Annotated in this window: 18 protein-coding genes; 9 read left to right on the top strand and 9 right to left on the bottom strand. The window is 44.2% G+C overall.

Features of this window, described 5'->3' with window-relative positions; genetic code table 11:
- Nucleotides 1-63 precede the first annotated feature (63 nt).
- Both NLX67_RS07070 and gltB read right to left on the bottom strand, forming a co-directional pair.
- Nucleotides 64-1542: a glutamate synthase subunit beta gene (locus tag NLX67_RS07070; RefSeq protein ID WP_254310877.1), complete on the bottom strand. Its 1479-nt coding sequence runs from the start codon at nt 1540-1542 to the stop codon at nt 64-66.
- Between the two features lie 16 nt (nt 1543-1558).
- On the bottom strand, nt 1559-6151 hold the full coding sequence (gene gltB / locus NLX67_RS07065; RefSeq protein WP_254310876.1) for a glutamate synthase large subunit: 4593 nt from the start codon (nt 6149-6151) through the stop codon (nt 1559-1561).
- Nucleotides 6152-6282: 131 nt separating this feature from the next.
- On the opposite strand from gltB, the gene gltC reads away from it, so the two are divergent.
- Complete coding sequence (gene gltC / locus NLX67_RS07060) at nt 6283-7188, top strand: glutamate biosynthesis transcriptional regulator GltC (RefSeq protein WP_254310874.1); 906 nt, start codon at nt 6283-6285, stop codon at nt 7186-7188.
- Nucleotides 7189-7242: 54 nt separating this feature from the next.
- On the opposite strand, the gene NLX67_RS07055 is transcribed toward gltC, so the two are convergent.
- On the bottom strand, nt 7243-8472 hold the full coding sequence (locus NLX67_RS07055) for an aminopeptidase (protein ID WP_046181102.1): 1230 nt from the start codon (nt 8470-8472) through the stop codon (nt 7243-7245).
- Nucleotides 8473-8526: 54 nt separating this feature from the next.
- The gene (locus NLX67_RS07050; RefSeq protein ID WP_046181101.1) at nt 8527-8973 is read right to left on the bottom strand and encodes an RrF2 family transcriptional regulator; all 447 of its coding nucleotides are present in this window, start codon (nt 8971-8973) and stop codon (nt 8527-8529) included.
- A gap of 114 nt (nt 8974-9087) precedes the next feature.
- Between NLX67_RS07050 and NLX67_RS07045 the strand changes: the two genes are divergently transcribed.
- On the top strand, nt 9088-9573 hold the full coding sequence (locus NLX67_RS07045; RefSeq protein ID WP_254310872.1) for a ferredoxin reductase domain-containing protein: 486 nt from the start codon (nt 9088-9090) through the stop codon (nt 9571-9573).
- A 522-nt stretch (nt 9574-10095) separates the two neighbouring features.
- On the opposite strand, the gene NLX67_RS07040 is transcribed toward NLX67_RS07045, so the two are convergent.
- Nucleotides 10096-10980, bottom strand: coding sequence for a putative bifunctional diguanylate cyclase/phosphodiesterase (locus tag NLX67_RS07040; RefSeq protein WP_254310870.1), 885 nt, complete (start codon nt 10978-10980; stop codon nt 10096-10098).
- Nucleotides 10925-11371: a GGDEF domain-containing protein gene (locus NLX67_RS07035; RefSeq protein ID WP_309143120.1), complete on the bottom strand. Its 447-nt coding sequence runs from the start codon at nt 11369-11371 to the stop codon at nt 10925-10927. Before NLX67_RS07035 ends, NLX67_RS07040 begins: the two co-directional genes overlap by 56 nt.
- A gap of 266 nt (nt 11372-11637) precedes the next feature.
- Here NLX67_RS07035 and motA point away from each other — a divergent pair, with 266 nt between their 5' ends.
- The 4 genes from motA (at nt 11638) to NLX67_RS07015 (ending at nt 15468) form a co-directional block, all read left to right on the top strand.
- The gene (gene motA, locus NLX67_RS07030; RefSeq protein WP_046181098.1) at nt 11638-12441 is read left to right on the top strand and encodes a flagellar motor stator protein MotA; all 804 of its coding nucleotides are present in this window, start codon (nt 11638-11640) and stop codon (nt 12439-12441) included.
- On the top strand, nt 12428-13186 hold the full coding sequence (gene motB, locus NLX67_RS07025) for a flagellar motor protein MotB (RefSeq protein ID WP_254310868.1): 759 nt from the start codon (nt 12428-12430) through the stop codon (nt 13184-13186). The genes motA and motB overlap by 14 nt, the downstream gene beginning before the upstream one ends.
- 117 nt (nt 13187-13303) lie before the next feature.
- A complete protein-coding gene (locus NLX67_RS07020) occupies nt 13304-13822 on the top strand; it encodes a type 1 glutamine amidotransferase domain-containing protein (RefSeq protein WP_069937969.1) in 519 nt (172 codons plus the stop codon).
- 209 nt (nt 13823-14031) lie between these two features.
- Nucleotides 14032-15468, top strand: a complete 1437-nt coding sequence (locus NLX67_RS07015) for a methyl-accepting chemotaxis protein (protein ID WP_254310866.1) — start codon at nt 14032-14034, stop codon at nt 15466-15468.
- 37 nt (nt 15469-15505) lie between these two features.
- Here NLX67_RS07015 and NLX67_RS07010 read toward each other — a convergent pair whose 3' ends face one another.
- Nucleotides 15506-15727: a DUF1128 domain-containing protein gene (locus NLX67_RS07010; RefSeq protein WP_046181118.1), complete on the bottom strand. Its 222-nt coding sequence runs from the start codon at nt 15725-15727 to the stop codon at nt 15506-15508.
- A gap of 74 nt (nt 15728-15801) precedes the next feature.
- Nucleotides 15802-17151 (bottom strand): alanine/glycine:cation symporter family protein, encoded by a 1350-nt coding sequence (locus NLX67_RS07005; protein WP_254310864.1) that lies wholly within the window; start codon nt 17149-17151, stop codon nt 15802-15804.
- A 199-nt stretch (nt 17152-17350) separates the two neighbouring features.
- Between NLX67_RS07005 and NLX67_RS07000 the strand changes: the two genes are divergently transcribed.
- A complete protein-coding gene (locus tag NLX67_RS07000) occupies nt 17351-17704 on the top strand; it encodes a YtxH domain-containing protein (protein ID WP_254310863.1) in 354 nt (117 codons plus the stop codon).
- Between the two features lie 15 nt (nt 17705-17719).
- Entirely contained in the window at nt 17720-18565 is an 846-nt protein-coding gene (locus NLX67_RS06995) for a YihY/virulence factor BrkB family protein (protein WP_082091610.1), read from the top strand.
- A 41-nt stretch (nt 18566-18606) separates the two neighbouring features.
- Here the strand turns inward: NLX67_RS06995 and NLX67_RS06990 are convergent, their stop codons facing one another.
- Nucleotides 18607-20514 carry a heavy metal translocating P-type ATPase gene (locus NLX67_RS06990; RefSeq protein WP_254310861.1) on the bottom strand — a complete coding sequence of 636 codons (1908 nt, stop codon included), beginning with the start codon at nt 20512-20514 and terminating at the stop codon, nt 18607-18609.
- A gap of 236 nt (nt 20515-20750) precedes the next feature.
- Between NLX67_RS06990 and NLX67_RS06985 the strand changes: the two genes are divergently transcribed.
- Nucleotides 20751-21131, top strand: a complete 381-nt coding sequence (locus NLX67_RS06985; protein ID WP_046181093.1) for an OsmC family protein — start codon at nt 20751-20753, stop codon at nt 21129-21131.
- Nucleotides 21132-21193 lie beyond the last annotated feature (62 nt).

Below are 21193 nucleotides of genomic sequence, written 5' to 3'. Positions count from 1 at the left end.
ACCTATCGGCCCTTTTCAAAACAGAAAAAGGCTGCCGACAACGTCGACAGCCTCTTGTGCTAGTTAAGGAAGTTTCGTTTCACCCATCAGGAAGTGGTCTGTTTCACGTGCTGCTTCGCGTCCTTCATGGATCGCCCAGACGACAAGACTTTGTCCACGGCGCATATCACCAGCGGCAAAAATGCCTTCTTCGTTTGTCTTGTACTTGCCGTATTTCGCAAGAACGGTATTCCGTGCTGTTGTATCTACACCGAAGTGAGAAGCAAGCGGCATATCTGTTCCACTGAAGCCGATCGCGACAAGCACAAGTTCAACAGGCCAAACTTGCTCGCTGCCTGGAATTTCTTCCATCGTGTAGCTTCCGTCTTCAAGGTGCGTTTTTTCCATACGAACCGTATGAAGTTCTTTTAACTTGCCGTGTTCATCCGCGACGAATTTCGTTGTCGAAATCAAATATTCACGTGGGTCTTCACCAAACACAGCTGCTGCCTCCGCGTATGCGTAATCAAGCTCGAATACATTCGGATACTGAGGCCACGGGTTATTTCCCTTGCGTGCCATTGGCTGTGCTTCATGCTTACCAAACTGCACAACGCTTTTGGCACCTTGGCGAATCGCTGTAGCGACACAGTCAGCGCCTGTATCGCCGCCGCCGATGACGATTACATTTTTGCCTTCTGCTGAAATAACGCCTTCTTCAGACTCATTTAAGAGGCCTTTAATGCTTTTTGTCAAATAGTCCATTGCTAAGTGAATGCCATCTGCTTCGCGTCCTTCAATGACGATGTCGCGGTGTGTTTGTGCACCTGCACACAAAATCACTGCATCGTATTCTTCTTTCAGCTGTTCTTTTGTAATGTCTTTGCCGATTGTTGTGTTGACAACAAATTCAATGCCTTCATTTTTCAACAAGTTTACACGGCGTTCGACGGATTCTTTTTCAAGTTTCATTGAAGGGATGCCGTACATAAGCAGGCCGCCGATCCGGTCGTCACGCTCAAAAACTGTCACAAGGTGGCCTGCTTTGTTCAGCTGATCTGCGGCAGCTAAACCTGCAGGACCTGATCCAACGACTGCTACTCGTTTACCTGTGCGGCGTTTTGGCGGGTTCGGCACGATCCAGCCTTCTTCAAAACCTTTGTCAATGATCGCTTTTTCAATGGATTTAATGGCAACAGCAGGATCGCTGATGGCAACGGTACATGAACCTTCACAAGGAGCCGGGCAGACACGGCCCGTGAACTCAGGAAAGTTGTTTGTTTTGATTAAACGGTCCAATGCTTCTTTCCAATGACCGCGGTAAACAAGGTCATTCCATTCCGGGATCAAGTTGTAAAGCGGGCATCCCGATACAGTGCCCCCAATCATCTGGCCAGTGTGGCAGAAGGGAGTCCCGCAGTCCATGCAGCGGGCCCCTTGAATTTGTAATTCCTGTTCAGGAAGTTTTGTGGTATATTCTTTCCAGTCTTTCACCCGATTAGCCGGGTTTCGTCCTGGCGCTGTTTTACGATCATATTCGATAAAACCGGTAGCTTTCCCCATCAATTCATTCTCCTTTCTATGCGTTTTCAACGACTGGCATTTTTTTCTCTGTGAATGCGGCATATTTCGCGTCAGCCGTTTTCATTCCTTGCTGCTCATAGTAGGAAATGGATTTCATCATTTCTTTATATTCATGAGGGATGACACGGATAAAGTTGTTTTTCTCCGTTTCCCAGTTTTCTAAAATGGAAGCGGCAAGCGGGCTGCCTGTCCATTGAACGTGGCTTGTAATAAGCGCTTTTAGTTCAGATTCTTCCTGTGCACCGTCTAATGATTCTGTTAATACCATTTCACGGTTTACACGGCTTTCCGTATAATCGCGCTCCGTTATATATAAGTACGCGATACCGCCGGACATACCAGCAGCGAAGTTCCGGCCGGTTGGACCAAGAATGACAACCCGTCCGCCTGTCATGTACTCACAGCCATGATCGGTAATGCCTTCAACAACAATATCCGCGCCGCTGTTACGAACCGCAAAGCGTGTGCCGGCACGTCCGTTAATGAACGCTTCTCCGTTTGTTGCGCCATACAGGTTTACGTTTCCGCAAATCGCATGTTCATGCGGTACAAGATTAGCGTCATTATGTGGACGGACAACGAGGCGTCCGCCTGACAATCCTTTGCCGAAATAATCATTCGCATCGCCGTTTACAGTAAACGTCAATCCTTTTGGAAGGAACGCGCCGAAGCTTTGTCCGGCAGACCCGTTAAACGTGAATTGAACTGTATTGTCAGGGAGACCTTCTGCCCCGTATGCAAGCGTGACAGCTGAACCCGTAATTGTACCCGCTGCACGGTCCGTATTGACAATGTCAAACTCACCTGCAACAACTTCCCTATTTTCAAGCGCCGGGCGAACGGCGTCTAAAAGAAGACGACGGTCAATCGTACGCTCTAATTTATAGTCCTGATCTTTCGTTTTGTACTGTTTCTGGCCGGGTTTAAGCGGCGTCATATATAGAAGAGGAAACAGGTCCAAGTATTTTGCTTTCGGATGCTGATCTTTCCGCGCATGCGGCTTTAACACTTGTTTCTGTCCGATCATTTCGTCGATTGTGCGGAAACCAAGCTCAGCCATCAATTCACGGATTTCACGCCCCACAAACGTTAAGTAGTTGACAACATGATCCGGATCGCCCATGAATTTTTCGCGAAGAGCCGGGTTTTGTGTGGCAACACCAACCGGGCATGTATCCATATGGCACACACGCATCATAATACAGCCAAGAACAACAAGTGGAGCTGTCGCAAAACCGAATTCTTCGGCACCGAGAAGAGCTGCCATGATAACGTCGCGGCCGTTCATTAATTTTCCATCTGTTTCAAGCGTTACTTTTTCGCGCAGGCCATTCATAAGAAGAGTCTGGTGTGTTTCAGCCAAGCCGATTTCCCACGGGATGCCGGCGTGTTTAATACTTGTTTTCGGAGAAGCACCTGTACCGCCTTCGTAGCCGCTGACGAGAATAACATCTGCCAAACCTTTTGCTACACCGGCTGCAATTGTGCCGACACCTGTTTTCGCCACGAGTTTCACGTTAATGCGTGCTTTGTGGTTTGCATTTTTCAAGTCATAAATAAGCTGCGCCAAATCCTCGATTGAATAAATATCATGGTGAGGAGGAGGTGAGATCAAGCCAACACCTGGCGTTGAGCCGCGTGTTTCCGCAATCCAAGGGTAAACCTTTTTGCCAGGCAAGTGTCCGCCTTCACCCGGTTTTGCGCCTTGTGCCATTTTAATTTGAATTTCTGTTGCTGTATTCAAATATTCACTTGTGACACCGAAACGGCCGGATGCCACCTGTTTAATCGAACTTGAACGCATGTCTCCATTGGCATCCTGGCGATAGCGGCCAGGATCTTCGCCGCCTTCACCGCTGTTGCTTTTACCGCCTAAACGGTTAAGGGCAATTGCTAATGATTCATGTGCTTCTTTACTAATAGAACCGTAAGACATCGCCCCGGATTTAAACCGTTTAAAGATGTTTTCAAGCGGTTCAACTTCATCAAGCGGAATCGATGGACGGACTGAGAAATCAAGATCAAGCAAGCCGCGAAGGAACATAACGTTTTCCTCGTTTATTAGCGATGAATATTGTTTATATAGCTCATAATCATTCGTCCGTGATGCATGCTGAAGCATATGAATGGTTTTTGGATTAAACGCATGTTTTTCACCTGTGCGTCTCCATGCGAACTCACCACTCGAATCAAGCGTCGGATCGCTGAATTCGCCTTTGCCAAATGCATCGTGATGACGGATAAGTGTTTCGTTTAAAATAACATCAAGTGTAATGCCGCTGAGTGCTGTCGTTGTACCGGTAAAGTATGTTTCAATGACGTCGTGGCCAACACCGACAGCTTCAAAAATTTGCGCGCCACGGTAACTTTGAACCGTTGAAATACCCATTTTAGCCATTACTTTGACAATGCCGCTTGTTGCCGCATAGTTGTAGTTTTTCTCTGCTTCTTCCGTCGACATGTTTTGAATCTTGCCATCTGCCACCATCGAACGAAGAGATGCGAGCGCAAGATACGGATAAATCGCATCTGCACCGTAACCAATCAAGCAGCAGAACTGGTGAACATCACGTGCTTCCGCCGTATCAAGAATCAAACTGACATTGGTGCGTCGTCCTGTTTTAATTAAGTGATGATGAAGACCGCTCACTGCAAGGAGGGCAGGCACAGCTGCTTTTTTGCTTGATACACCCCGGTCTGACAAGATGAGGAGTGACGCGCCATTTTCAATTGCTTCATCCGCTTGTTTAATCAGTTGTGACATCGTTTCCGATAAAGACGTTTTATCTTTTGCGTTAAATAAAAGGGAGAGCGTTTCTGTTTTGAATGCTTCTTTTTTGTTTAACGCAATTTTGTTCCATTCTTTTTCGCTAAGAATCGGCGTTTCCAAGCGGATGCGACGGCTGTTTTCTGCAGAAGGAGTTAAAATGTTTCCTTCGTTGCCAAGAAGCGTCATCATAGATACGACGTTATCTTCACGGATCGCATCAATCGGCGGATTTGTTACTTGAGCAAAAAGCTGTTTAAAGTAATTGTACAAAAGCTGCGGGCGTTCAGATAGAACCGCAAGCGGCGCATCATACCCCATTGAACCGATCGGGTCTACTTTTTCCGTTGCCATCGGCGCGATCTGTTTTGTTAATTCATCATACGTGTAGCCGAATGTTTTCTGAAGATTCAGTATCTCTTCGTCGGTAAATGACTCATCTTGTGCGTCAGTGGCTTCTTCAAGATCTGTAATATGTGTTAAATTATTGTCAAGCCATTCACGGTAAGGCTCAGCTGTTGTAATTTCCCGCTTGATTTCTTCATCAGACACGATACGTCCTTCTTCCAAATCAACAAGAAGCATTTCACCGGCGCTGACCGTTTCTTTTTTCACGATGCGTTTTTCATCGACTTCGATTGTGCCGACTTCAGATGAATAAATGATGTGGTCATCATCCGTCACATAGTAGCGGGCTGGGCGTAAACCGTTACGGTCAAGAATCGTACCGATTTTGCGTCCATCCGTAAATGAAATCGATGTTGGTCCGTCCCAAGGCTCCATTAGGCAGCTGTGGTATTCATAAAAAGCTTTTTTCGGATCCCCCATATGCGGATCACGGTCCCAAGGCTCGGGAATCAGCATCATTGCCGCATGAGGAAGTGAGCGTCCTGACAGTGTTAAAAACTCAACCGCGTTATCAAGCATCGCCGAGTCACTGCCGTTCGTATCAATGATTGGCAAAAGGTCTTCATATTGATTGCCGAACAATTTTGAATAGCCGGCTTTTTCACGTGCCTGCATCCAGCTGACGTTTCCACGGTTCGTATTGATTTCACCGTTATGAATCAAGTAGCGGTATGGATGCGCACGTTCCCAGCTTGGGAATGTATTTGTACTGAAACGAGAGTGAACGAGTGAAAAGGCGGACTGGTAGTCTTCTTTTGCAAGGTCAATGTAATATTGATCGATTTGCTCTGGTGTCAGCATTCCTTTATAAATGATGGTCCGTGTTGAAAAACTCGGAATGTAAAACGTACCTTTCACATCCGGATTATGACCAATTTCATTTTCGACGCGTTTTCTCATTATATAGAGTGCGCGCTCAAAATCTTTTTCTGTTTCATGTTTTTTGCTTTTTTCAACGAATAATTGCATTACATATGGAGCGATGACAAGCGCTTCTGGTCCAGCTGCCTCTGGATTGACCGGAACGTCACGCCAGCCGAGAAGTTTTAATCCTTCTTCATGAAGAATCAGTTCTGTTTCCACTTGAATCTGCTGACGTTCTTTTTCGTTTTTAGGAAGGAAGAACATACCGACTGCATACTCATACGGAGCAGGTAATGTAATGTTCAAGCTTTCACATTCTTTACGGAAAAAATCATCACAAATTTGCAACATGATGCCTGCACCATCGCCTGTTGTTCCGTTCAAGTTTCCGCCGCGGTGTTCTAAGCGGCAAAGCATATGAATACCATCCTGCACAATTTTGTGGGATGGGCGTCCTTTAATATTCGCGATAAAACCGATACCGCATGCATCATGTTCATTTTGTGGGTCGTACAAGCCCTGTTTTTCCGGGTAACCGTATAGATTCATGTTGTGCACCTCCGCGTTCAAATCATCTTTCTCTGTTAATATTTATTGTAAAGACGATAAATGATACAATCAATATATTATTAATCAGTTATTCATCTCGAAATGATATGAGTTGAAGGGTGTGGATATAAATGGAAATTAGACAAGTGAAATATTTTATGGAAGTAGCACGACAGGAACATGTCACGGAAGCTGCATTTCGTCTTCATGTCGCCCAGTCTGCGGTCAGCCGCCAAATTGCAAAGCTCGAGGATGAACTTGGAGTAGAGCTTTTTTTACGGGAAGGAAGGAGTGTGCGTTTAACGCACGCCGGCCGCATTTTTTATGATCATGCTGTCATTGCAATGGAAGCAATGGATAAAGCGGTGCAGGTAATTGAAGATTATTTGAATCCAGAAGCTGGAAAAATTCGTCTCGGCTTTCCGAACTCGCTGGCGACGAAAACATTGCCGCGGGTCATTTCCGCTTTCCGAAACCAATATTCGGATGTCGGATTTGATTTTAAGCAAGGGTCGAACAGGGAACTGCGCGACCGGGTGGAAAAAGGCGAAATTGATCTGGCGTTTGTCTCGCCTGTACCAGAAGCAACTGCTGAAATTGATACGCACGTTTTCTTCTCTGAGCATATGAGAGCGTTAATTCCTACGCATCACCGGCTTGCCAAGCAAGTATCGATTAACTTGCGCGACTTGATGGATGACCAGTTTGTTTTGTTCCGGACGGGATATGATATGCGGGCGCTCGTCATCGATGCATGCAAACAGGTGAATTTTGAACCTGCCGTGGCATTTGAGAGCGAAGATATTTATACAATTAAAGGATTAGTAGAAGCAGGGCTCGGTGTCAGCCTGCTGCCGGAGACGCTGTTAATTGACCAGACGCCGGTAGGCACAGTCAGTATCCCGGTCAGTGTGCCGCGGGTCACTAGAACGGTTGGCGTCATCATAACCAAATCGAGAACAATACCGCCATCCGAAAAATTATTTTATGAATTTCTCATTAAATACTATAATCGCTTGAATGAATTTAGTTTATAACAGAAAAGATCCAGTGCCGCTTATTTGCGGCACTGGATCTTTTCTATAGTTTCATTACGCCCAGTTGCCGTTGCGGAAAACGGCTTCACGTGTACCATCCGCTTTAATGCCGTCAATGTTCATCTCAGCGGAACCGATCATAAAGTCAACGTGGGTAATGCTTGTATTTAAACCATTTTTCTCAAGTTGTTCCTGCGACATTTCTTTGCCGCCTTCGATGCAAAATGCATAAGCGCTGCCGATGGCTAAATGATTCGATGCATTTTCATCAAAGAGTGTATTGAAAAACAAAATGCCCGCATTTGAAATTGGTGAGTCATGAGGGACAAGCGCCACTTCCCCTAAATAATGAGAGCCTTCATCTGTATCGACAAGCTGCTTCAGCACATCTTCCCCTTCTTCAGCAGATACATCGATGATACGCCCGTTTTCAAATGTAACGGTAAAGCCGTCGATAATGTTGCCTGCATAGCTGAGCGGCTTTGTCGCTTTTACATAGCCATTAACACCTGTTTTAACAGGGACCGTAAACACTTCTTCCGTCGGCATATTTGCCATAAAGCTGTGTCCTTGTTCACTTGTACTGCCCGCACCGACCCATAAATGTGTGTCTGGCAAGTCGATCGTTAAGTCCGTTCCGGGAGCTGTATAATGAAGTGTTTTAAAATGCTGCTCGTTCAATACGGCTACTTTTTCACAAAGGCGGGCATCGTGGTCTTTCCATGATTGCACCGGATCGGCATGATCAGCGCGTACTGCTTTGAAAATCGCTTCCCAAAGAGCTGGGGTTCGCTCCTCTTCAGGAAGTTCGCTGAATACTTTATCTGCCCAGTCCTGTGAAGGAGCTGCAATAACCGTCCAGCTTACTTTATCAGACTGAATGTATTCCCGGTATTTTTTCATCGCGGCACCAGCTGCTTTTTGATAAGCGGCAATTCGTTTTCCGTCGACCCCTTTTAACAAATCCGGGCCAGATGAAACGATCGACATAAATGCGGCGCCTTCTTCTGCAAGTGATTCCATCATTTGTTTGTTCCACTCAGGGAATTCATGAAATGCTTCTTCCGGTGCAAGTGTATATTTTAATTTAGAGACAGCATCGTCGCTCCAGTCGACATATACGTGCTTGGCGCCTGCTTTATATGCTTTTTCAACGATTAAACGGACAAGCTGTGCTGAATCAATCGCCGCACGAACGACGAGGGTCTGGCCCGGCTGAACATTTACACCTGTTGAAACCGACAGCTGCGCATATTTTTCTAATTGTTCCTGAAAATTTGTCATTGATATTCTCCTTTATATAAGTAGTATAGTCAGTTTATCAAAAAAAACGCTCCATTACGTAATAGAAGCGTCAGATTCCAAAAAGATACGAAGCATGTCTTTATCGGCTAAAAAATCATTCAATGTATAGCGGTCCAGCACCGACATAAATGCCTGCAGCGCTTCCGCAAATACGTGCCGCAATCCGCAGATCGGCGTAATGACACAACGCCCGGGATCAACAAAACATTCAACAAGATGGAAGTCATCTTCTGTTTTCCGGACGACCTCGCCAATATTAATATCCAGAGGATTTTTAGCAAGCCGGATGCCGCCATTTCGTCCTCGAATTGTTTCAATATAACCGAGTTTGCCCAGTTCGTGGGTTACTTTCATTAAATGATTTTTTGAAATATTATATGCATCCGCAATTTCTCTAATATTTGATAATTCACCTTCTTCTTTTGCTCCAAGAAAGACGAGCATCCGAAGGGAATAATCTGTATAAAGCGTTAATTTCATTTTCCTCACCTGTCCTATATACCTATTATGTCACGTGAAAAGAACGATGTGCAATTATGAACATTTTTCAAAACATACATTTTCTATATTGTTATTGCAGATCCAATAACGTATTTGCATGATCAATTAAAAGAAGGGGATACGATCGAAGTAAGTGCGCCGGCGGGTGATTTTTATTTGGAAAAAAGCACGCAGCCTGTCGCACTTATTTCCGGTGGTGTCGGTGTAACACCCATGATGGCAATGCTTGATGCGGTTGCTGCGAACGAACCGAACCGAAAAACAGTCTTTATTCACGCGGCTCGCAATAAAGAAGCGCACGCATTTGGCAGGGAATCAGCAGAAAAAATCAGCCAGCTGTCAGATGGAAAAGTGTACATTGCCTATGAAGAGAAAAAGCACGAGTCAGATGTATGCGATGTGACCGGATTTATTAGTAAAGACTTTTTACAGAAAGTGATTGATTCACAGAGCATTTGCTACGTTTGCGGTCCAGTTCCGTTTATGCGGGCGGTTGTGCAGCATTTGAATGAACTGGGCTTTGATAAACAAAATATAAAATACGAATTTTTTGGTCCATCGCTTGCCTTGCAGTCTTAAATGAAAAACGCAGAACCCTATTTGGATTCTGCGGTCAGAGTTTAGACAAATAAACCCTTTTGTCAGCACATTTGATTTTTCTTCTTCATCTTCATCCTTGTTCTTTGGTGATGGTGGTTTATAGCTTTCTGATTGGAGCCAAAATGCGGCAGGCTCGCGACTTCGCGTTCCGCGGGCAGGAGTCTTCGCCGCAAGCCCGCCGCCGCTGTTTCAATAAGAGCATCGCCGGTTCTCACGGACACGCTCCACTGGCGGCAGCGCCGAAACGGGACCCTTACGATGCCCACTCGTTTTCGCGAATATAAGCCAGCCAAAAAACGGGGTGAAGCAAAAAGGACGCAGACTCCTACGGGAACAGCGGTGAACGTGAGACCCCGCAGGAGCGGGAGCGACGGGGAGGCTCACGCACTGCCCGCGGAAAGCGAAGTCCTTTTTGCTTCACCTATCGGCCCCTTCAAAAAAACTGAAGACTTTGTCGACAGGCTGACCGCAAAACCCTATTCGGATTTTGCGTTTTTTTTATTATGAACCGTATTTTTTCTGCGCGTAACGTGCTTCTAAAATGTCAGGGCGTTCGGGCCAGCTAATTAAATAGCCTTGAATAGAGTCGCAGCCCAATTTTTTTAAAATGCTCATCTGCTCCTGTTTTTCCACACCTTCTGCCACAACAGACAACTTAAACAACTTCGCAAGCTGAATGATCATTTCAACAAGTGCTTTGTCCTCGAAGGATGTATGGACACCATCGATAAATGACTTATCAATTTTTAGTGTATCAATGGGGAGTTTCTTTAAATAAGTAAGCGAAGAAACCCATGTGCCAAAATCATCAAGGGAAATCGAAATACCTTCTTTTTTTAAAGAATTAATAATGGTAAGAGCAGCATCAAAGTGCGCCATAATCACAGTTTCCGTTATTTCGAGTTCAAGATGACGTGCTTCCAGGCGAGAATCATAAAGAATATGGCTAATCATTTTGGGGAGTCGATCCGATAAAAACATTGGGGCTGAAATATTGACAGCCACTCGTTCAATCGTACGGTTCATTTGTTTCCATTGCTTCATTTGGCGGCACGCTTCACCTAGAATCCACTTTGTTAAGTCAAAAATAAACCCGTTTTTTTCGGCAATAGGAATAAAAGTGGCTGGGGAGACGACGCCATGAATTGGACTATTCCAGCGGATCAGCGCTTCGACTGAATCAACACAGCCTTTGTGAACATTAAATTTCGGCTGGTAGCACAAATAAAACTCTCCGTTTTGGAGGGCGCTCTGAAAGCTCATCGCAAGCTGGCGTTCTAGATCCTGCTGTTGAAAGGATGCATCGTATAAGACGATATCATTTTTCCCATTATGCTTTACATGGCGCAAAAGAGTATAACAATCCGATCCATCCTCCGAGGCCAATGTCACACCGGCTGAAAAAGTAAGATGGACCGGCTCGCCGAAAACGTGAAAAAAGTTTTGCAGCGGCAAAAAATTGTTCAGAAAGCATTGTTTGGACTTCCTGGCTGCTATATGTGCCGGGAATGGCAAGAGCAAACTTATTTCCTTCAATTCGTGCTGCCAAACTATGGGGTGGAGCTGAAAAAACGAGACGTTGTGAAAATTCAACGATTAAGGCATTTCCGTTTTCATAGCCGTATTCTTCATTAATCCAATTAAAATTATCAATATCAATCACAACGACAGCAATCGGCAAATTAAGCGGAGTCGTCCGATCGTGAATGAATTTTTCTAAGCTGCTTCGGTTTGGAAGCTGCGTTAATTGATCTGTTCGTTCAAGACGAAACGCAATTTTTTTCGCAGAAAAAACAAAATTGTTATAAAAAGGAACATAAGAAAAAGAATAATGTAATCATAGGCGAAAAGACCTCGTTCTTTTATGAATTGGTTTTATTTTATCTAATAGATGTAAATCTAATGATAAGATTTTATTAATTTTAATTCAAAAAGACTATTTATGTAACAGCTTTGCCATTCTTTTTCTTTGTCGAAACGTGTAAAATATTCCTTAACTGAATTATAAGTAAAAAGTCTATGAAAATAAGGAGCTAGCATATTATGGATAAATCTTCTCTTATTGGTATTATTTTAGGTATTATTGCGGTCGGAGTCGGAATGATGGCCAAAGGAGTCAGCCCAGCTGTTCTTGTGAACCCGGCTGCTTTTTTAATTATCATTGTAGGGACTGTAGCAGCAGTAACCATTGCGTTTCCTGGATCGGATTTAAAGAAAGTGCCTAAGCTGTTTGGCATTTTGTTTAAAGATCAAAAAAGATTGAGTCCCAAGGAAGTTATCGGACTGTTCACAAGCTGGGCAGAGCTTGCCCGTAAAGAAGGCCTGCTCTCTTTAGAATCAAAAATGAATGAAATTGAAGATGATTTTCTGAAAAATGGCATGAGTCTGGCAGTAGATGGGCAAAGTGCGGATTACATCCGTGACGTACTGAGCGAAGAAATTGCGGCAATGGAAGACCGTCATATGTCTGGAGCAGCTATCTTTACACAAGCCGGCACTTATGCACCGACGCTTGGGGTTCTCGGAGCAGTTATCGGCTTGATTGCTGCACTCGGAAATATGAGTGATACAGATGCGCTTGGTCATGCGATTTCGGCAGCGTTCGTGGCGACGCTTCTTGGTATTTTTACCGGTTACGTGTTATGGCATCCCTTTGCGAATAAATTAAAACGCAAATCAGCGATGGAAGCAAAAGTGAAAGAAATGATGGTTGAAGGTATTTTGTCTATTTTAGAAGGGGAGGCCCCGCGCACCCTTGAACAAAAGCTGGCTTCTTATTTACCGGCAGATGAAAAGAAAAAACTGCTTAATGTAAGTGGAGGAGGACTAGGGGATGGCGAAGCGTAAGCGGCATAAAAAACATGAAGAGCACGTGGATGAATCATGGCTGATACCGTACGCGGATTTGCTGACGCTGCTCCTCGCTTTATTTATTGTTTTATTTGCGAGCAGCTCCGTTGACGTCCAGAAGTTTCAGGCCATTGCTTCTGCTTTTAATAACGAGATGGAAGGCGGCAGCGGCGTTCTCGATTTTCCAAGTCCCGTTTCCAACCCATCTATGTCTGAAACAGAAGAGCAGGAAAATTTAAAAGCAGCGGATCAAAAAGAATTGCAGGAAATGCAGGAAAAAATGACAGCCTACATTAAAGAAAATAATTTGCAGGATAAAGTGGAAACGACGTTGAATGGAGAAGGCCTGCTTTTGCGTATTCGCGATAACGTCTTGTTTAACTCCGGTGAAGCTGAAATTCAGCCTGTCCATCTTAAAAATGTACAGGAAATTTCAAAATTGCTTGTAATGGACATTCCGCGCAGTATTATTATCAGCGGTCATACGGATAACTTACCGATTAGCACGGCGCAATTTGACTCGAACTGGGAGTTGAGTGCGATGCGCGCAGTTAATTTCATGAAAGAAATTTTAAAGAATGAACAGCTTGATCCACGTCTTTTCAGTGCAAAAGGATATGGAGAATATCAGCCGATCGCTTCAAACGACACGGCTGATGGACGGGCGCAGAACCGGCGGGTGGAAATTTTAATTTTGCCGCAGGGAGAAACGGATCAATCTACAAATTCTTCGATTCAATAACAGAAGGGGGTAAATGAACCCTTTCTGTTTTTTTTTTGTTTAAAGGCTGAATCTCTGGGTAAACTTCTTACTGTGAATAAAAAAAGAAAGTTAACAAAGAGAGGGGAAACACTGATTATGGGTAAGAAAATTGCTGTTTTAATTACAGATATGTTTGAAGACGTAGAATACACGGAGCCGGCAAAAGCTTTTAAAGAAGCTGGGCATGAACTGATTAATATTGAAAAAGAAGCTGGAAAAACCGTGAAAGGGAAACAGGGAGAAGCGACAGTTTCAATCGACAAAGGGATCGATGAAGTGAATTCTTCCGAGTTTGATGCACTGTTATTGCCAGGCGGTTTTTCTCCAGACCAGCTACGGGCGGATGACCGCTTCGTTCAATTTACAAAAGAATTTATGGATGCGAAAAAGCCGGTTTTTGCCATTTGTCATGGACCACAGCTGCTCATTACGGCAAAATCACTTGAAGGCCGTGATGCAACAGGGTTTAAATCCATTCACGTTGATCTTGAATACGCTGGAGCCAATCTTCACGATGAGGAAGTTGTCGTCTGTCAAAATCAGCTTGTAACAAGCCGTCAGCCAGAGGATATTCCAGCATTTAACCGTGAATCATTAAAGCTGCTTGCTCAATAAGTAAGCTGAATATCAAAGACCGCCATGTGCGGTTTCAGGTTGTTGACAAACGTTTTCAATCAGCCTGTAATTTAACTTTGTCTACACTATGAGACCGCCATGCTGCGGTCTTTTTTTTTTGGGAAAATATCGTTTTTTGAAGGCGAATAAATGTATAATGGGTTATATGAACTATTATGTTTTGCTTATTTATTAAAGGGGTGTCAACGATGAAGAGTGTGCGGGGAAAACTTTTATTAAGCTTTGGTATTTTAATTGCATTAGCGGTTATCATTTCGGCAGTGAATTTCATTTCAATCTCGATCTTAAATAATAATACCGAAAATCTACTTTCAGAGACATTGCCACAATTGTTGAATGATGAAAACATTTCAACTGAAAATGCACAGCAAATAGCAGCACAAAGTGAAAACGTTATCGCGTTTGGTCAACAGTCCATGGCAATCAGTCTTATTTTGGCGATTGTGTCGTTGATGGGTGGTATCGTATTGGCATGGGGAAGCGCCCGTGCCCTTACTCGTCCACTGAAAGCAGTGGCTGCCCGGATGAAAGAAATGGCTGCTGGGCGTGTTCAGCAAGAGCCTCTCCACACAAAATCAAATGATGAAGTTGGACAGCTCGTTGTGGCAATGAATGAAATGAACAGCCAGCTTGGCTCAATTTTTTATGATATAAATGGCGTTTCGAAAAAAGTTGAAGAAGAAAGTGCATCGCTTCATCAGCAGTCAGATCGGATTCAGCAGGAAACGGGCCAGGTCGCGGCGATGATGCAGCAAATGTCTGCAGGTGCAGAAGAACAGGCACGATCGGCTTCCACATTGACTGAAATGTTCGGAAAATTTGTTGAGGATATTTCAATTGCGGCGATGAGCGGGGAAGAGGTAAAACAAGGTGCAGCGGATATGGTCTCTTTAACCGATGAAGGGGAAAGCGAAATGAAACAGTCGGTTGATCAAATGAATACGATTTATCAAAACATGACGAACGCGCTCCAAAAAGTAAAAGGGCTCGATGACCGGATGAAAGATATTACGGAACTCGTCAGTATTATCCGCCAAGTAGCAGAGCAGACAAACTTGCTTGCTTTGAACGCAGCCATTGAAGCAGCCCGGGCTGGCGAACACGGACGCGGCTTTGCGATTGTCGCGGATGAAGTACGGAAACTGGCTGAGCAAGTGGCTCAATCAATCACAGGAATTAATGATATTATTGCGAGTGTTCAGCAGGAATCTGCTGAAGCGGTTGTGACGCTCGAAAGCGGCTATGACCTTGTTGCGCAAGGAAGCAGCCAAATTACCGGCACTGGTGAAAAGTTTAGTGAAATGAAAGAACGGATCAGCCAGGTAAGCACGAATATTACATCTATTTCAGACTCGCTGTATGTCGTAATGGATCATACAGTAAAAGTGAATCAATCAATTTCAAATATTGCTGCGGTTTCTCAAGAATCAGCGGCAGGAATTGAAGAAGCGGCCGCAAGTGTGCAGGAAACAAACCGGTCAGTGGACGCCATTTCACATATTGCTGCGCAGCTCGATCAGCATTCTAGTGAATTAGGTGATCATATTGAAAAATTTCAGGCAGGGGGCAGCCGCAAAATGGACCTGATCAGTGAAGAAACAGACGAAGAGTCAATAAACGGATAAAAAAGATACCCGCGGCAACAGCCAGCGGGTATCTTTTTTATTTGCGCAAATTTCCAAGCTCCTCAGCAATCGCCTGCATTTCATTTGGGCTGAACGACTGCTTGCGGATGACCAAATCGTAAATGTCTTTTAAATCTTCATACGAAGAGGTGCTGAAATGTTCCGGGCTGATGGCGCCTGTATTCACCATCCGGAGTTTTGTTGTAATTTGGTTGACCATATACTGAATATTTTGGGCTGATTTTACGCTTAAATCCACGACTTTGTCACCTTTTTCATTTTTTATAATCATTCCATGTTTTGCAGCGCTTGTCAATAAAGTATAATAAGCGATTAAGCGGTGTGCTTTTCTTCTTTAATTTTCTTTAAAATAATGCGTGTTTCCGCAACGACAACACCGGACAAACTGAGTAAGCCGACCAAGTTCGGAAGCGCCATCAAACCGTTCATAATATCAGCAAATGTCCAAACGAGTTCAAGGCTAGTCACCGCACCGACGAACACGGAGAGTACGAAAACGATGCGGTAATAGTTCACAACTTTTTTGCTGAATAAATACGAGAAGCATTTTTCACCGTAGTACGACCAGCCGATAATTGTTGAAGAAGCGAAAAACAACAAACCGATCGCCACGATATAAGAGCCGGCTGAACCAAGAAACGCGCTAAAGGATGCCGTAGTCAATTCGCTTCCTTTAAGGCCAGAATCGTATTGTCCGGCTAAAACAATGACCAATCCGGTAATTGAACAAATGACGATCGTATCGATAAATACTTGCGTCATTGAAACGAGTGCCTGGCGGGCAGGCATATCCGTTTTTGCCGCCGCTGCTGCAATCGGTGCAGAACCGAGACCGGCTTCGTTTGAGAACACTCCGCGTGCAACCCCATAGCGTATAACAGTTCCAAGTGCGCCGCCGGCGACAGCTTCTCCTGTGAAAGCGTCGGTGAATACTAATGCCAGTGCGGCCGGAATATCAGCCAGGTTCATTGCTAAAACAATTAAGCCGGCAATCACGTAAAAAGCAGCCATTACCGGGACGAAAAAGGCGGTGACGCGGCCAATGCTTTTAATGCCGCCAAGCAATACAAGTCCCGTAAAAATCGTTAAAACAAGCCCTGTTACCCAGGTGGGTACATTAAACGTTGAGTTAACAACTTCTGCAACCGAATTTGCTTGGACAAGGTTACCGATGCCAAATGCCGCAATTGCACCAAATAAAGCAAATAAGACACCAAGCCATTTTTGATTCAGTCCATGTTCCAAGTAATACATCGGACCGCCGGACATCTCGCCATTCTCATCTTGCACACGGTACTTTACAGCCAAAACCGCTTCCGCGTACTTTGTGGCCATTCCAAAAAAAGCGCTGATCCACATCCAAAAGAGTGCGCCCGGACCGCCGATCAATACAGCTGCTGCCACACCAACAATGTTTCCGGTCCCGATGGTCGCGGCGAGCGCCGTCATGAGCGCTTGAAAGTGGGAGATGTCCCCTTCGGAATGAGTGTCTTGATTTTTGCTGAATGCAAGTTTAAGTGAATAAGGCAGAAGACGTATTTGTAGAAAGCCTATCCGCATCGTAAAATAAATACCAGTACCGACAATAAGAACTAAAAGCGGCGGCCCCCAAATAAACGAACTGATCCTGCCGAGCATTTCTAAAAGCTTGTCTTGGTCCATAAATCTCCCTCCCCCCTTTAATTTTTCACTATAAAAGACAATTCTGAAAAACCTGCATATTACTCAAATAAAATTTATTTTTATGAATATGTGTTTCGATTTTTTTTAATAAGGGAAAAGCTTCAACATCTGACAAGGAAAATCGGCATGGCAAGCCGAATACTAGACAATATTGAGATAAAGAAAGGATGACTATTCAATGGGTAAAAGCAAATTTTTCGTAAGTGTGGCAGCAGGTGCTGCTATCGGAGGTACAATCGCGCTTCTAGACCGTGGAACGCGCCAGGAAATGTCTTCATGGGCAAGTTATATAATGGCGCTTGCGAAAGATCCAGAGCAGTTAACAGAGTCATCACGTGAACTGATCGACCGGGCAACTGAAACAGCGCAAAAAATTAATGAAGATGTTTCGTTCATTAAAGGAAAAGTAGATGACTTAAAAGAGTTGACGCCGGAAGTAAAAGATCTTGTTCAAGAGACGAAATCAACTTTTGTGCCGGATGAACAAAATCCAGCAGCTTCGTCACCAAGCGCACAATATCCGTCGTCATAACGGAGGAGAGCATTTTTGGCAAAACATACAGATGAAAAAACAGAATTTCGTATCTTTTTTAAACACTTGATGCGAAGAGTAAAAGCATCAGATGTACCGGGTATAGCGGCACAAATGGCTTACTTCTTTCTGCTTGCTTTATTCCCGCTGATGATTTTTATGGTAACATTGCTTGGATACCTTCCGATCGATCCAAATGAAGTGTTTAACATTATTAAAGACTTTGCACCTTCCGATTCGTTAAGCCTCGTACAGGATACGCTGCTGGAAGTCACGTCTAATCAAAATGGCGGCTTATTATCAGTCGGTGTTCTTGGGACAATCTGGTCAGCGTCCAATGCGATGAATGCAGTGATTAAAGGCTTAAATTACGCATACGACGTAAAAGAAACCAGAGCTTTTTACGTAGCGCGCGGATTGTCGGTTTTGTTGACCTTCGCATTTATCTTTATTATTGCCGTCATGCTTATTCTTCAAGTATTCGGTGAGCAAATTGGCGAGTTTGCGTTTGAATTCCTTGGTATGGGCGACCAGTTTTTAATCATCTGGACATGGATTCGCTTTTTGCTGCCGCCAGTTGTTTTGTTTCTGGTGTTTGTAGGCTTGTATTATTTAGCGCCAAACTTAAAAGTGAAATACGTGACGGTTTTGCCGGGAGCAATTTTTGCGACGATTGGATGGATTATTGTATCACTCGGTTTTTCATTTTATGTCAATAACTTTGGTAATTATTCTGCCACATATGGAAGCATTGGGGGCGTCATCATCCTCATGATTTGGCTTTACTTATCCGCAATGATCCTTCTAGTCGGTGGTGAAGTCAACGCGCTCCGTAATGATCAAAAGCGCGGAGTAAACTGAAAAAAACCCGCTTGAGAAATTTTATTCTCAAGCGGGTTTTCCTATGCGCTTTTCAAAAGACGCAGACCATTTAAAATAACAAGAATCGTACTTCCTTCGTGTCCGAGTACGCCGAAGGGCAAATCAAGCGCCTGGAAAAAGTTTGAGATGATCAAGAGAGCGATAACCGAAATAGAAAAAATGATATTTTGCTTTACAATCCGCTGCATTTTACGAGATAGCTTGATCGCTTCGGCAATTTTCGGCAAGTCGTTTTTCATTAAAACAATATCTGCTGTTTCAAGCGCGACATCTGAGCCTTCGCCCATCGCGATCCCGACTGAAGCGGTAGCGAGGGCTGGAGCATCGTTAATACCGTCACCGACCATTGCAACTGTCCCATACTTTTCGAGCAAGTCCTTTATATGGTCGACTTTTTGCTCTGGCAGGCATTCGGCAATATAGGAATTGAGTGCCGTTTCAGAAGCGATCGCATCCGCTGTTTTTTGGCTGTCACCCGTCAGCATAATTGTAAAAATGCCCTCTTCCTGCAAAATCTTCAGCGCTTGTTTTGTTTCTTCACGAATAATGTCCTTTAAAGCAATGACGGCAGCAATGCCTTCACTGTCCGCTGCATAAATTGTTGTTTTGCCTTCTTCGGCAAATTGTAAAGAGATACCGTTCGCAAACGTGGCTGCTCCTTCTTCGCCAACAAACGCAGCCTTGCCAATTTTCCATTCTTTTTCGCCAATAACTCCTTGAACACCCCAACCGGCGACATCTTCAAGGTGGTCCGGCGGCGCAAAAGAAAGTTGTTCTTGTTGAATGTACCGAACAACTGCATGCGCCAGCGGGTGATTCGACCGGCTTTCAATCGACGCTACTGCCTGAAGCAGCTCCGCGCGGTTTAACCCATCACGAATGACGACATCGGTGACTTCTGGCTTCCCGAGTGTCAATGTCCCTGTTTTGTCAAACGCGATCGCTTTCACATGGCTCAAATTCTCAAGGTGAGCACCACCTTTAAACAAAATGCCGTTCCGGGCCCCGTTTGAGATCGCGGATAACGTCGCCGGCATGACAGATGCGACAAGCGCACATGGGGAAGCCACAACGAGCAGCACCATCGCCCGGTAAAACGTTTCTGTCCAGCTCCAGCTGAGAAGAAAATAAGGCAAAAACATCATTAATGCGACAACCGCAAGGACGACTTTTACATATGTTCCTTCAAACCGTTCAATAAATTGCTGCGAAGGAGATTTTTCACTTTGTGCCGACTGAACGAGATCAATAATCTTTTGGAAAAGAGTTTCATCTGATTTCTTTGTAACATCAATGTAAACAGAGCCGGTCATATTCACTGTACCGGCAAAGACATCAGCACCGGTTTTTTTTGAAACGGGAATGGATTCTCCTGTAATAGCGGCTTCATCGATCGTTGTGTGTCCTTTTGAAATGGTGCCGTCCGCGGGAACTCGTTCGCCCGGCTTAACGATGATAACGTCGCCACGCGTTAATTCAGATACATGGACTGTTTCTTCAATGCCGTCACGGATGAAAAGAGCAGTGTCCGGCTGGATGTCCATGAGCGCAGAGATTTCACGCTGGCTTTTGTTCATTGTATATGTTTCAAGCGCACCGCTGAGGGCAAAAATAAAAATAAGGATAGCGCCCTCTGTCCAGTAGCCGATCGCCGCTGATCCTGCGGCCGCTAAAATCATCAGCATCTCAACGTTTAATTCTTTCTCTTGAATGGTCGCTTCAATGCCTTCTTTTGCTTTTGCATAGCCGCCAATGACAAATGCGGACAAATAAACAAGGACAGAAATCGTTTCTGCGCCATTTCGGTCAAGAAACCAGCCGGCTAAAATAAGTACACCACTGAATAGCGCCGCAATTAATTCAATGTGAGGAGCCAATTTATGAAATATGCTTTCTCGTACTGTTACATTCTCAGTGTAGGTTGTCATCTGCATATCCTCCTAATCTAATTGAGAATTAAAATCAGCTTATTGATGATGATTATCATCAGTAATCCTTTAATGATAAGGAATTTCAATTAGAATAAATTAATTTTTATTTTATAATAATTATAATGTAAACTTATAATATCATAATCAATAAAAGATGCAAGCTTCTTTTATTGGCTCGATTGAATGGATTCGATACAATAGTGAGTATTAAGATGAAAGAGAGATGAAAATAGATGGAATTTAAAATGAAAGAAGGCGGATTTACAGCAGATTTCCCATTTGGGGAATTGCATATTTCAGGGGATGAATCGTATGGCTTCCGTCCATATCAATTACTCGTCTCGTCCGTTGCAGTATGCAGCGGCGGCGTGCTGCGTAAAATCTTCGCTAAGCAGCGGATCGACATTGACGACATAACGATACAAACGGACGTGTTACGCAATCCAGATGAAGCGGACCGCATTGAGAAAATCTCTATTCACTTTATGATAAAAGGGACAGGATTAAAAGAAGAGAAAGTTCGAAAAGCACTTGAATTAACGCGGAAAAATTGCTCCATGGTGCAATCGGTCATTCCAGCAATAGAAATAGAAGAAACATTTGAGCTAAAATAATTTGGTTTATAGTGTTAGGTAAAGTAAATAGCGGGTAAGCTGACTAAGTACTAAGCTGTTTA

This window comes from Domibacillus sp. A3M-37, from assembly GCF_024213455.1.
Taxonomy (GTDB): Bacteria; Bacillota; Bacilli; order Bacillales; family Domibacillaceae; genus Domibacillus; species Domibacillus tundrae.
Note: the sequence above shows the minus strand (reverse complement) of the source record. Positions and strands in the feature narration are given on the sequence as shown.